Origin of the sequence: Mucilaginibacter sp. OK283, from assembly GCF_900110415.1 — a bacterium.
Lineage (GTDB): Bacteria > Bacteroidota > Bacteroidia > Sphingobacteriales > Sphingobacteriaceae > Mucilaginibacter.
This window is the reverse complement of record NZ_FODR01000005.1, coordinates 198,911-213,157: the sequence shown is the minus strand read 5'-3', so window position 1 is coordinate 213,157 and position 14,247 is coordinate 198,911. Positions and strand designations below refer to the sequence as shown.

The following is a 14,247-nucleotide window of genomic DNA, read 5'->3' as shown; positions in this document are numbered from 1 at the left end:
GCATTAAAGAATTTTATTTATACTGCAGATGGAGATGTTACACCTTTATCAAAAAGGCCGCTTAAGCTGATCTCATCATCCTGAGCAGGGTAAACTTCGATACCGTGATCGAAAACATCGATACCGCCGGCACCTGTTTCACCTTCTTCTTCGATACGTAATTTCCATGGGTTAGGCAATTTGTTGATGATAAACATCATTACAAAAGTTACAACAAATACGGCAAGCGTGATAGTTAAACTACCGATAAATTGCGCTTTTAACACACCAAAACCTCCGCCATAAAATAAACCTGCTACCGGCGCAGTGTTATCAGGGCCAGTTGGGCCTGTAAAACCGTATTGACCAGATGCAAATAAACCCAATGATAAAGTGCCCCAGATACCGCATAAGCCGTGTACAGATACTGCACCAACCGGATCGTCGATACGGAACCACTCAATAAGGTAAACGCCACCAAATATTACCATACCGGCAACTGCACCTAAAAGGATTGAACCCAGCGGGCTAACCCAGTAACAAGGGCAGGTAATAGCAACCAAGCCACCTAAGAAACCATTAATAGTGAAAGCTAAGTCAAACTTGCCTTTGGTTGGGCCAAACCACAATGCAAATAACATTGCAGCAAAACCACCGGCGCAGGCAGCAAGTGTAGTATTGGCAGCAACACGGCCGATACCTTGCATATCCATTGCAGATAAAGTTGAACCTGGGTTAAAACCATACCAGCCAAACCACAGGATAAAACCACCCACTGCAGCTACCAATAAGTTGTGACCCGGAGGTAATCCGCCTTTTTCTTTATCATCGCGGGCAAATATCCTGCCCAACCGTGGGCCTAATACCATTGCACCTGCCAGTGAAGCCACACCGCCAATAGTGTGTACCACTGTTGAACCGGCAAAATCGCGGAAAGGCTGAGCGCTTATTGATTGGAAAATACCAGAAGTACCCATCAATGCTAAGAAACCATCTGGTCCCCAGGCCCAGTGACCTATAATTGGGTAAATAAAACCTGTAATACCTATACTGTAAAGGATATCGCCACGGAAGCTGGTACGACCAATCATTGCACCAGATACAATAGTTGAGCAAGTATCAGCAAAAGCGTACTGGAATATCCAGTGTGCCAAAACAGGGATACCTGTTGAACCATAAGTTTCGGGTGTATTTTGCAGGAAAAACCAGTTGGTGATGGTTTTGCCATCAGCACCTAAGCCGCCCCAGCCAATAAAGCCATTACCATTACCAAACATAAACGCATAACCTACAGCGTAAAATAACAAACCACAAAGGCAAGTATCAAAAATACACTCCATTAAAACGTTCACGGTTTCGCGTTTGCGGGCAAAGCCTGCTTCGAGCATAACAAAACCCGCTTGCATACCAAATACTAAAAAGGCAGCAACCAGTGTCCAAACAGTGTTAACTGTATTAATTAACGATGTTTCATGAGCGGTGTAGGTTTCGGCAGCATGCGCAGACGTGCCAAGTACACCAGGTAAAACCATCATTGCGGCAAAAACCAGCAATAGGCCAATCATTTTTCCTGTAAAAATGGTAGCTCCCAGCGCCCATTTCTCACGTGTCAGCTGTCGGACTGAACTTAGGAGGTTTAATTTTGTAGAACTTACTTTCATTTGTCTTTTAATTTAGTTTGATTGTTTTTTAATAGTTTAATTTTAGTTTGATTGTTGTATTATATTAAATAGTTTGATTGCACAGCATTAATTCTTCAAAAAACAACCTTAAAAAAGCACTCTTTAGGTTTTGACCAATAAACACTACACTTTTTTATAAAAAATATAATATTTATAGGGTTTATGTAAATTATTTCATGAAATTAGGTAGTTATTTTAACAATAACAAATTTTTAACAAAAAAAACATGATAAAAATTATATAAATTATCAAAACCTCAATTCAAAACCCAAAAACGGGTTAATTTTTAACGAATTTCAAATTACAAAAAGCCATAAATACCGATAAAATAGATTTACAAATACAAAAAAGTCATTTCACAGCATAAAACGCCAAAAAACATCTGTTTTTGTAAAAAAAATTAAAAAAAATAGCGTAAAAAGCAAATTTTAACTCCATCTGCTTCCAAAATATCTATTTAACTTTCAAAAGACTTTGCATTTATATGGCCGGATATCAGCTCAAATCATTTTATTTCATTAAATTTTGATGAATATTTTAAAGGATAGTTCTATTTTTGAATTTGTCTTTATTTAAAACCGTATATAAACCTATATATAAAAATGCCTAACATTCGATTTAAAGCGCTTCAGGACGTTCTGAACAGGACCATCCCCGAAGTTAAACCGCCTGCCGCCAAAATTTCAGATTATTTTGGCGCCAATGTTTTCGATAAAAAGAAAATGAAGGAATACCTTTCTACTGAAGCGTACCAGGGTATCGTTAATTCCATAGAAAAAGGTGAAGCCATCCCCCGCGACCTGGCCGAACAAATAGCCTCGGCCATGAAATCATGGGCTTTGGGCAAAGGGGCTACCCACTATACACACTGGTTTCAGCCGCTTACCGGCACAACTGCCGAAAAGCACGATGCTTTTTTTGAATCGACAGCCGATGGCGGCGCTATTGAGCGCTTTAGCGGTGATGCTTTATCGCAACAGGAGCCTGATGCTTCCAGCTTCCCGAGCGGTGGCATCCGTAATACCTTTGAAGCCCGCGGTTATACCGCATGGGACCCGTCCTCACCCGCCTTTTTAATGGCGCGTACCTTATGTATACCTACTGTATTTGTTTCCTATACCGGCGAGGCATTGGATTATAAGGTACCTTTATTAAAGGCATTAAGTGTGCTTGATAAAGCGGCGGTTGACGTTTGCCATTACTTTGACAAAGGTATCGAGAAGGTAAATGCGTCGTTAGGATTGGAGCAGGAATACTTTTTAGTTGATATTGCCTTATTTAATGCACGTCCCGACCTTTATTTAACAGGTCGCACGCTTTTTGGCCATATATCTGCCAAAAACCAGCAGTTAGAAGATCATTACTTTGGCTCGATACCGGAGCGGGTGTACGCTTACATGCAGGATATGGAGGCCGAGGCCTTATTGTTAGGTATACCATTAAAAACGCGTCACAATGAGGTTGCGCCATCGCAATTTGAATGCGCCCCTATATATGAGGAAATAAACCTGGCCATTGACCATAACCAACTGCTGATGGATTTGATGGACCGTGTGGCCCGCCGTCATAACTTTAAAGTATTACTGCATGAAAAACCATACGCCGGCATAAACGGATCTGGCAAGCACAATAACTGGTCGTTGATAACCAATACGGGAAAAAACCTGTTGTCACCGGGCAAAACGCCTAAAAACAACCTGATGTTCCTTGCCTTTTTTGTAAATACAATCAAAGCAGTTCATGAACATGCCGACTTGTTAAGGGCATCCATAGCGTCAGTTAACAATGACCATCGCCTGGGTGCGAATGAGGCCCCTCCGGCTATTATATCTATTTTCCTGGGCAGCCAGCTAAACGATGTGTTGGATGAGATAGAAACTTCGCGCATCAGCAAAAAAATAAAAGAGGATAACCTGTTATGGCAGGGCATTCCGAAAATTCCGCAGATACTGCCCGATAATACCGACCGTAACCGTACTTCGCCTTTTGCATTTACCGGTAATAAATTTGAATTAAGGGCAGTAGGCTCATCGGCCAATTCGGCCAGCCCGATGACAATCCTTAATCTGATTGTGGCCGAGCAGCTCAGGAAATTCAAATACGATGTAGATAAACTGATTAAAAAGGGTGAAAAGAAAGATCTTGCACTCTTGATCGTTATTAAAAAATACATCAAAGAATCAAAAAACATCCGTTTTGAAGGCAATGGGTACAGCGAGGAGTGGGAAAAAGAAGCCGAAAGGCGCGGTTTGGCCAATATTAAAACCACGCCAAAAGCGCTGGACGCATTTTTGGCCGAAAAGGCTGAGATCCTGTTTGCCGAAACCGGTGTTTTTACTCCCCGTGAGGCACACGCCCGTCATGAAATACTTTTAGATAGCTTTTATAAAAAGTTACAGATAGAAGCCCGCGTAATGGGCGAACTAGTGCAAAATGTTATTATCCCTGCTGCAATAGCTTATCAAACCAAACTGATAAACAATGTAAAAGGCTTAAAAGATTTAGGTCTTCCGGCATCAACCTATGAGGCCCAGCTTGATATAATCACAAAAATTGCCGAACACGTAAACTTCATTAAAACCAATGTTGACCAAATGGTTGATGCACGTAAAACAGCAAACGCGGTAGAAGACATTCGCCAGCGCGCCATTGACTATGATGAGAAGGTGAAATCATTTTTTGCCCCTATCCGCTACCGGGTTGATAAGCTGGAGCAGCTGGTAGACGATGGCATGTGGCCATTGCCTAAGTTTAGGGAGCTGTTGTTTCTTAAATAGTAACACACGAATCTCTCGGATTTATTCGAATTTCACGAATTCTCCTTTTTAAAATGAGGCTGTATCATAAATCATGACCAGCCTCTTTTTTGTGTGATTTATTCGGGTATCTTTTTCGTACAGGCGATTCTCAGACGGTCATTTTGATTTATGATACAGCCTCGTTTTAAATTTATATAGGCGTGCGATGAATTTCACCTAAACCCTCATCGGCTTCAAAAAGATGCTGCGTTGTCGGGTTGCCACTGCAGTGCTGTACCCCATGCCGGCGGGCCTTCCATCAACACGCATGCGGATGTAGCTAAACACCTTTTCAGAAAAGTTTTTTGCATAAACCAATTTTTTTGAGCGATAATTGTATTACCATCATCCAATTGCCTATTTAAATGACTGTTAATGACATTGTGCTTTGCGAGCGCCTTATGGGCGGCGATGTAGATGCTTATAAGCAAATATATGACAAGTACCATAGCCAATTGTATTATTACGCCTTAAGGTTTTTGAAAATGCCCGAGCTGGCCGAAGATGTAATCCACGATGTTTTTTTGAAACTATGGGAAATTCGGGAACAGCTAAAGCCCGAATATGGTATAGCCGGTTACCTGTACAAAATAACCCGGAACCAGGTATTTAAACTGATTAAAAAAATTGCGGCAGAAACAGAGCTAAGGGCCAAAGTAATAAGCATTATTGAAGAACAGGCCATAGAAAGCGAAGCCGATTTGCAATGGAACGAATATGCCGGGCTACTTGGCGGCGCAGTTGAACAGCTGCCGCCGCAATGCAAAAAAGTATTTAACCTTTGCCGCCAGGAAGGTAAGACTTACGATGAAGCCGCACAAATACTGGGCATCAGTAAACATACCGTTAAAGAGCATATGATGGCCGCAATGAAAAGTATTAAAAAATATTTCAGGCAAAATGCAGATATCGTATTCAGTTTGTTAATTATCGAATTGATGAACAAGTAGCAGGTGGTAATTGTACTGCATTTTTTACTTTTTATAACTTATACGTTCTAATATCTTCTTAAACTGCAAATGGGTATTGTCTTCGGCCGGCTCATCCTCATTATCCCACCAATCAAAAAGCAATTTCAATGAATTATAAGCAATTGGATTTTGCTTAAGCAAACTTTCTAATTCACCTAACTCCTCCCCAGTAGCCTCATTTGCCATTTTTTTGGTAACAAGCATCCAAATATGATCTTCCATATAATTCAGGACTATTAATTATTTTTCATTCGGCAGTAGTATGTAACTGTATAAAACAGCTCTATAAGCGTATTATTATATACCAAATTACATAATAATACACATGATATTATGTGACGCATACATTTAGCAAAAGGTTGCACCATCGCATGGGAATTGCAAAAAAAATATTTTTGTCTATACCCCCCCGACCATCAGCCTTTAGGATATATACAAACGATTATGAATCCTAAAAAGAACTATCAGCTCCTGCTGAATAAGTATTTATTGAATGAATGTACTGCTGCCGAAGCAGAAGAACTGTTCAATCACCTCAAAAAAGATGAGGCAGGCCGCTTATTGCTTAAAAATTTGCAAACCAGTTTCAATAAAGAAATAAATGAACCCCGGCCTATCGATCCGGTAATCAGCAATAATGTGTGGCAAAAGCTGGAGGCCAATATCAGCCGGGAACAACAACCCAAATCATATCCGTTTAAAACGTGGATCTCGGTTGCGGCGGCGGCTATTTTATTACTTACGGCGGGGTTGTTTTTATATAAGCCAAAACAGCATAACTTCCAATTGGCTTCGCGCAAGGAAAGGTTTAAAAATGATGTAGCACCGGGCAGCAACAAGGCCGTACTCACCCTGGCCAACGGCCAAACAATTATTCTGAACCAGGCCAAAAACGGTCTGATAACCAAACAAGGCCAAACCACCATCAATAAAATAAACAACGGTTTGCTTTCCTACAAGGCAGCAGATGCAGGCAATGCCCCTGTTCAGTACAATACAGTATCCACTCCAAGGGGTGGCGAATACCAGGTTATCCTTCCCGACGGAACAGCGGTTTGGCTAAACGCCGCCTCGTCATTAAAATTCCCTACAGCATTTACAGGTACCGAACGCGATGTGGAGCTAACCGGCGAAGCCTACTTTGAAGTTGCCAAAAACAAAGCGATGCCATTTAAAGTGATGACCAGCAAGGTGCAGGTTGAAGTATTAGGCACCCATTTTAACGTGAATGCCTATGACGATGAAGATGCCCAGAAAACCACACTATTGGAAGGCTCGGTTAAGCTAACCAGTAACAGCGGGCAGGTAATGCTGGAACCCGGGCAGCAAGGAAGCTTTAATAAACAAGCTGGCAATTTTCGCGTAGCCAAAGCGGATGTTGATGAGGCCATAGCATGGAAAAACGGCAATTTTATGTTTGCCAGCGAGGATATCCAGAGTATTTTAAGAAAAGTATCCAGGTGGTACAATGTTGATATTGTTTACCAGGACAACGCTCCAAAAAAAGCAATATGGGGTACGGTATCAAAATTTGATAATGTATCTGAAGTGCTAAAAGTGATTGAATTAACAGGAGTTGCTCACTTTACAATTGAAGGAAGGAGGATCACGGTGATGAAATAGTTATACACGCCTGCCAGGGATTAAAACCCGCTATTTTATTACAGTGCAAAAAAATCCAGAAGTGGTTGCAACACTCCTGGACAATTAAATGCCTGTTGGCAATAGCCCGGGTTACCCTTATATAAATCTTGACAAACCATATTCAGTTATAAACCCAAACTATTCAAAATTATGAATTTTTTTCCTCATTATTTATGCCGTAAACCAAGCGGCATCTATACTAAGATATTGCTAATAATGAAGCTAACTTTAGTTATAATGATAGGATTTTTATTGCAGGTTAGCGCAAAAAGCTATGGCCAGCGAATAAGCCTGTCGCAAAAAAATGTTTCGCTCGAGGAAGTGTTTCGCGAAATACAAAAGCAAACCAAGTTTAACATTCTGTGCGATGCAGAAATCATTCAGCAGTCGCCTTCTGTCAGCGTAAACCTGCGCAACGCCTCCATCCAGGATGCACTTTCTGTTTGCCTTGCCGGTAAACGTTTAACCTATGTTATTGATGGCAATACCATTGTAGTTAAAAGAAAAACCCAGGAAGAAAGTGCAAAAGAAAGCCAGGCACTTTTGGTAACCGGGTTAGTTACCGATGATAAGGGCGTGGCATTACCCGGTGTTACAGTTACCATAAAAGGCACCTATTCGGCAACATCAACAGATGTTAATGGCAAGTACACCATATCTGTCCCCTCTTCCGCTTCGATATTAATTTTCACCTTCGTGGGCTTCGAAAACGCCGAAATCCCTGTTGGCGCCCAAACTACTATCAACGTTAAAATGAAAGAGGCCGGTAATATTTTGAATGAAGTTGCCGTAGTTGGTTATGGCGTGCAAAAAAAGGTAAGTCTTATCGGCGCTCAATCAACAGTAAATATCGAGGAATTAAAACTGCCAACATCAAACATCACTTCGGCCCTGGCAGGCAGAATTTCGGGTGTTGTTGGCGTACAACGCTCGGGCGAACCAGGCAAAGATGTGGCCGACATCTGGATTCGTGGTATAGCCACTTTCGGGGGCGGCTCATCAAATCCACTGGTATTGGTTGATGGTGTGGAACGCAGCATTAACAACATCGACCCGCAGGATATTTCGTCGTTCACGATATTAAAAGATGCATCGAGCACGGCAGTATACGGCGTGCGCGGCGCTAATGGCGTAGTACTGGTACAAACCAAGCGCGGCAAGGTTGGTAAGGCCCAGATTTATTTAGATTATAACGAAGGGGTAACCACATTTACACGCCGCCCCAAATTGGCCGATGGCGTAACCTACATGAACCTGGTAAATGAAGCATTAACCACCCGGGGCCAGGCACCTAAATATACCCAGGATTATATTGACAAAACTGCTAACAACACCGATCCGTTACTGTACCCAAATGTTGATTGGCTTGATGCAACTTTTAACAAGCTGGGCCACAACCGCCGCGCCAACTTTAATGCCAGCGGTGGTGTTGATAATGCACAATACTATGTTTCTGTTGGTTATTACAACGAAGGCGGCTTTCTTAAAACAGACCAGCTTGCGCAATATAACTCGGATGTTACCTATACGCGCTATAATTTTACAACCAACCTAAACCTTAAAATAAGCAGTACCACCAAACTCGATCTTGGTGTTCAGGGATACGCAGCCCAATCAAACGGCCCTGCGCTTTCAACGCAGGATATTTTTGTTAACGCGCTTTCGGTTCCGCCGGTCGAGTACCCTATCTCCTACCCGGGTGGCTTTATTCCGGGCAAATCTGCAAATGGCGGGTTCCGAAATCCCTATGCCGATTTAACCCGCCGCGGATATAACACCGACTTTAATAACACCATACAAACTAACCTGCGCATTACCCAGGATTTAAAGTTTTTAACAAAAGGGTTGAGTGCTACCGCTATGTTTTCATTTGATAATTACAGCGATCATAGCATCAACAGATCTAAGCGGGAAGATACTTTTTTTCCAGATAGCAACAATCCCTATAATGCCGATGGCTCACTTAACCTGGTGCGCACTTATACTGGTAGCGGTAACTATCTTAGTTATAACCGCAACAACGGGGGCCGAAGGCAATCATATACCGAGGCCGCCATTAATTACGACCGTAGCTTTGGCAAACACCACATTACCGGCCTCGCATTAGGAAACGCCCAAGATGGTGTAGATGCATTTGCAGGTGATTTTACATCATCAATACCGCACCGTTACCTGAGTTTAGCCGGCCGTGGAACTTACTCTTTTGACGAGCGGTACTTTTTTGAAGCCAATTTTGGCTATAATGGCTCCGAAAACTTCGACCCCAAAAGGCGCTACGGATTTTTCCCGTCGTTTGGCGCAGGTTGGGTTGTATCTAACGAAAAGTTTTTCGCCCCTGTTAAGGATGCACTTACATTCCTGAAGTTTCGTTATTCTGACGGCTTTGTGGGCAGCGATGATTTAGGTGCCGGCCGCAGGTTTGGCTACCTGACCATAGTATCCGAATTAACCGATGTAAACAACGGCGGATACACTTTCGGCAAAGGTTTTGAAAACTCAAACGGCATTAACGTAACCGATTATGGTGTAAGCGTAAGCTGGGCAAAATCGCACAAGCAGGATCTGGGCATGGAAGTAAGAACATTGCATGATAACCTGTCATTAATTGTCGATCTTTTTAAGGAACACCGCACCGGCATATTTCTGCAAAGGCAATCGGTACCAGGCTTTGTAGGTCTGGTTAGTCAGCCCGAGGGAAACCTTGGTGTAGTAGATAATAAAGGTATTGATGCTACACTTGACTACAATGCCCATTTTGGCAAAGTGAACGTAGGCCTGCGCGGTACATTTACCTATAACAAGGCTGTAGTGATTGAGGATGACAGGCCAACCCAAACGTATCCATGGCTCGATCATCGTGGCCAACCTATCCTGGCGCGATACGGCTACCAGGCAGTTGGCTTATTTAAAGATCAGGCCGAAATTGATGCCAGCGCCGTACCGGGCGATAAATCAAAAGTATTGCCAGGCGATATTAAATACAAGGATTTAAATGGCGATGGCTTGATAAATGCCTATGACCAAACAAAAATTGGTAACGGCGATGTACCATCAACTGTTTATGGTTTTGGCGTAAATGTGGAGTATAAAGGCTTTTACGTAGGTGCGTTTTTCCAGGGTATTGCTAATGCCGATATCATGCTGGGCGGTGCCGGAATTATCCCTTTTAATGGCGATGGCGGCGAAACCAACGTTTATAACAACGCTGTTGACCGCTGGACACCACAAAACCCAAGTCAGAATGTATTTTATCCCCGTTTGGCTTATGGCGACAGCGAAAACTTCAACAACTCACAAGCCAGTTCGTGGTGGGTTAAGGATGTAAGCTTTATCCGGTTAAAAACCGCCGAACTGGGTTATAACCTGCCTGCGGGCTTATTTAATAAATTTCATGTAAAAGGCGCCAGGTTATACCTTATAGGTTACAACCTGCTCACCTTCAGCAAATTTAAATTATGGGACCCGGAGCTTAACACCGATCAGAACGGACGTGCCGACGGCGCCAAGTATCCAAGTGTTAAAACCATTTCATTAGGCCTTAACCTGAAATTTTAACCAATAGCAATTCATCATTATGAAAAAGATATTTTTATTTGCAGCAATATTGGTATTAACGGCTACTACTTCATGTAAAAAGTATTTAGACCAGGTACCAAACGACAGGTTATCATTAGATGAAACCTTTAACAGCCGCGCCAGTGCCGAAAAATTCCTGGCCAATGTATATAGCAACATTCCCGACGAATTTGGACAGCGCTTTCCCGGCGGATCGCGCAACGCCGGTTTATGGACAGGCGCATCTGATGAAGCCGACTACGACTGGGGCTTTGTTTCATCAAATGATGTAAATATTGGTAACTGGGACGCCAACAGCGGTTTTGTATCATCATACTGGACAAACTTTTACAAGGGCATCCGTTCGGCTACGTTTTTTATAGCCAATGTTGATAAAGTGCAGGATATGGCGCCAGCCCTTAAAACCCAATACAAAGCAGAAGCACAGGCCCTGCGCGGAATGTTTTACTACTACCTGATGCGCCTTTACGGGCCGGTAGTATTACTGGGAGACGAGGTGATACCGCCAGATGCGGCTTTTAGCGATGTGCAATTGCCCCGCAGTTCATTTGATGAGTGTACAAACTATGTATCAACCGAGTTAAAGGCCGCCGCCGATCAGTTGCCCGCTGTGCCGTCAAATGACAGCAATTACGGCCGTATCACAAAAGGGATTGCATTGGCTTTCAGGGCGCAAACTTTGTTGATGGATGCAAGCCCGCTATACAATGGCAACACCGATGAATCAGCTATGAAAAACGCCGATGGCAAGCAACTCATCAGCCAATCTTATGATGCAGCCAAGTGGAAAACAGCTTCAGATGCTTACAAAGATTTCATTACTCAACTGGTACCTACCGTGTATGACTTATTCCGCAAAAACGATGCAAATGGCAATTATGACCCTTACCTGTCATGCCGTGACATCTGGTTAACCGACTGGAACAAAGAGGTTATCCTGGCCAGGGCCAATAACTCGCTAAACTCACGTCAATATGAAATGACACCTTATCACAACGGCTACGCTTCAGAAGTTCGTGGTTCTGGTGGTTTGGGCGCTACCCAAAACATTGTTGACGCCTTTTTTATGGCTAATGGCAAAAGCATTACCGATGCCGGCTCGGGCTATGTAAGTACCGGCAACTCAACTACCGATACCAAGTACACCAAAGCGGGTATTTACAATCAATGGGTAAACCGCGAGCCGCGTTTTTATGTGGATATTACCTATAACGGCAGCACCTGGCTGGATACCAACACAGGGCTTATAACCACCCAGTTATACAATCATGGCAACTCGGGCAAAGCAACCGGTGGTAACGATTACTCGCCAACCGGCTATATCGTGCGTAAAATGCAGGGCTTGGGCAACTGGAATGTGGGTGGCCGCACACTCATGTTGCTACGCTTAGCCAATATTTATATGGATTATGTAGAGGCCTTAAACGAGGCAGCGCCCGGCGATCCTGATATTCTTAAATACCTGAACCTCATCCGCGACAGGGCCGGCGTACCGGTTTACGGATCGGCTGATTTGCCTATACCAGCCGATCAATCGGCTATGCGTACCGCCATCCGCAAAGAGCGCCGCGTTGAGCTAGCCTTTGAAAACGTGCGTTTTTTTGACGTACGCCGCTGGAAAATTGCCGAGCAAACCGATAACGGGCCGATTTACGGCCTCAATATCAATGCCGACCTGCCCGACTTTTTGAAGGTGGTTGCGTTTGAAACCCGTGTTTTTAGCAAACGGCATTACTTTTTCCCTATTCCGCAGCAGGATGTGGATACAGATAAAAAATTAGTACAAAACCCGGGCTGGTAATACAGGCCGGATAACAATAGCAGCAGCGGAAAACCCGTTGCTGCTTTTAAACAAGTCCCCATGCTGCCTTTGGGCAATGTTCCATTTAAAAACATCACTATGAAAAAGTTAACCTGTTTTTTAGCATTAAGTATCTTCACCGGCTTAGTTAGCTGCAGCAAGGAAAAAGATTCCACACCCGCCAAAACAGCCGTAGTAAAACCAGTTGACCAGGACTTTACGGCAGGCGATGCCGACCTGGCCTATAACACCTTTAACAGCGCGTTTTATGATTCGGCTAACAAGCTGTATTACGGCACTACCAAAAAGGATGGCGTGGCCGCTATATGGACACAGGCCATTTATTGGGATATGGCCATGAATGTTTACCTGCGTACCAAAGCCTCAACGCAGCTAACCATGATTGGCGATATTTACCAGGGCAACTATAACCATTATGATGGTTACAACTGGAGCAACCAGGCGGTATGGTTTATTTACGACGATATGATGTGGTGGGTAATGGCCCTGGCACGTGCCAACCAGATTACCGGCAACGCCACCTACCTGCAAAAAGCCAAAGAAGGGTTTGATCATGTTTGGGCGGGTTCATACGACCCTGTGGATGGCGGCATGTTTTGGGATTTTAAGCACAGCGGTAAAAACTCCTGTATCAACTTCCCCACTGTAATTGCGGCCATGCGCCTATATACCATTACCGGTGACGCCAGTTACCTTGACAAAGCCAAATCCATATACGCCTGGAGCAAAACCAACATGGTTGATGCATCGGGTAAAGTAAACGATAACAAGATTGGTAACAACCCCGCCGGCGGCCAGGATTATACCTATAACTCCGGGACAGCCATAGGCGCTGCGCTGGCATTATACAAGCAAAGCAATGATGCCACCTACCTGAGCGACGCCAAACTGTATACCGACTATGTAAAAAACAACCTGTGTACCAACGGTATACTACCCGCCGAAGGCGACTTTAACGAGCAGGGCGTGCTCAAAGCTATATTTGCTCAGTACGTAATGCAGCTGATAACCGAGGCAGGCCAAAACCAGTATTTAAGCTGGATCCAAAACAACGTAAATACCGGCTGGAAAAACCGCGACGCTACCCGCAACCTCACCTACCGTAATTACGCAGTAGCCTGCCCTACCGGCGACATACAATCATACGAAGCCAGCAGCATAGTAACCTTTATGCAACTTTGCCCGCCCACAACAAAATAACACCCTACCTGTACCTATGATAGGTCTGCCGTTGAAAAACGGCGGGCTTTTTTGTAGCATATCGCCGCCAAAACGTTACGGTCGGAGCTCTGTTGGCATTCAAAGAGAAATGTTTACAACATTTCGTCTTGCGGGGATCAAGTACCTTTGTTGCTACACTTGGAGGATATTTTATCAATCATTCCGGAGGCCTATAAAAACAGAAAGAATGAATAGTAACGTTGCTCACTATCAGATATTTAATTTGCATGACCGATATTAAGCACGGCGGCTCAACTATTACTGTTGGATATTCCGGGAGGCTTGATCACCCTATTCCATGCCGGAGGTTCGTTTAGTTGTATAATATAGATCAGAGAATATGTATTGAGAATCAATCAATAAACCTGGCCAAAGTGTTTCAGATTGATTGAATTGCGGGTTCGGAATCTGTTGGTCAATAGCTTCACATTGTTCAGTTGCACCGTAATATTATAGTCGCACTATATTATTATACTTTTTTTTAATATTTTGTAACTTTAAGTTAATCCCGGTATTTTTTTTTAAAATTGATTTTAATAATCCATCGAAGATAA

General features: G+C 43.4%; 8 protein-coding genes. 6 read left to right on the top strand and 2 right to left on the bottom strand.

What is annotated here, in order from left to right; genetic code table 11:
• Positions 1-17 precede the first annotated feature (17 nt).
• Positions 18-1,640, bottom strand: coding sequence for an ammonium transporter (locus tag BMX56_RS13875; RefSeq protein WP_090648709.1), 1,623 nt, complete (start codon positions 1,638-1,640; stop codon positions 18-20).
• 623 nt (positions 1,641-2,263) lie between these two features.
• On the opposite strand from BMX56_RS13875, the gene BMX56_RS13870 reads away from it, so the two are divergent.
• Together BMX56_RS13870 and BMX56_RS13865 are read left to right on the top strand one after the other, a co-directional pair.
• The gene (locus BMX56_RS13870; protein ID WP_090648705.1) at positions 2,264-4,438 is read left to right on the top strand and encodes a glutamine synthetase III family protein; all 2,175 of its coding nucleotides are present in this window, start codon (positions 2,264-2,266) and stop codon (positions 4,436-4,438) included.
• A gap of 386 nt (positions 4,439-4,824) precedes the next feature.
• Positions 4,825-5,409, top strand: coding sequence for an RNA polymerase sigma factor (locus tag BMX56_RS13865; protein WP_090648701.1), 585 nt, complete (start codon positions 4,825-4,827; stop codon positions 5,407-5,409).
• A gap of 24 nt (positions 5,410-5,433) precedes the next feature.
• Here the strand turns inward: BMX56_RS13865 and BMX56_RS13860 are convergent, their stop codons facing one another.
• Entirely contained in the window at positions 5,434-5,652 is a 219-nt protein-coding gene (locus tag BMX56_RS13860; RefSeq protein ID WP_090648696.1) for a hypothetical protein, read from the bottom strand.
• Between the two features lie 222 nt (positions 5,653-5,874).
• On the opposite strand from BMX56_RS13860, the gene BMX56_RS13855 reads away from it, so the two are divergent.
• From BMX56_RS13855 to BMX56_RS13840, 4 genes are all read left to right on the top strand, one after another.
• Complete coding sequence (locus BMX56_RS13855) at positions 5,875-7,053, top strand: FecR family protein (protein ID WP_090648691.1); 1,179 nt, start codon at positions 5,875-5,877, stop codon at positions 7,051-7,053.
• Positions 7,054-7,290: 237 nt separating this feature from the next.
• The gene (locus BMX56_RS13850) at positions 7,291-10,629 is read left to right on the top strand and encodes a TonB-dependent receptor (RefSeq protein WP_218152416.1); all 3,339 of its coding nucleotides are present in this window, start codon (positions 7,291-7,293) and stop codon (positions 10,627-10,629) included.
• A 19-nt stretch (positions 10,630-10,648) separates the two neighbouring features.
• Positions 10,649-12,451 (top strand): RagB/SusD family nutrient uptake outer membrane protein, encoded by a 1,803-nt coding sequence (locus tag BMX56_RS13845; protein ID WP_177183810.1) that lies wholly within the window; start codon positions 10,649-10,651, stop codon positions 12,449-12,451.
• A 99-nt stretch (positions 12,452-12,550) separates the two neighbouring features.
• Positions 12,551-13,672, top strand: coding sequence for a glycoside hydrolase family 76 protein (locus BMX56_RS13840; RefSeq protein WP_090649499.1), 1,122 nt, complete (start codon positions 12,551-12,553; stop codon positions 13,670-13,672).
• Positions 13,673-14,247: the final 575 nt, after the last annotated feature.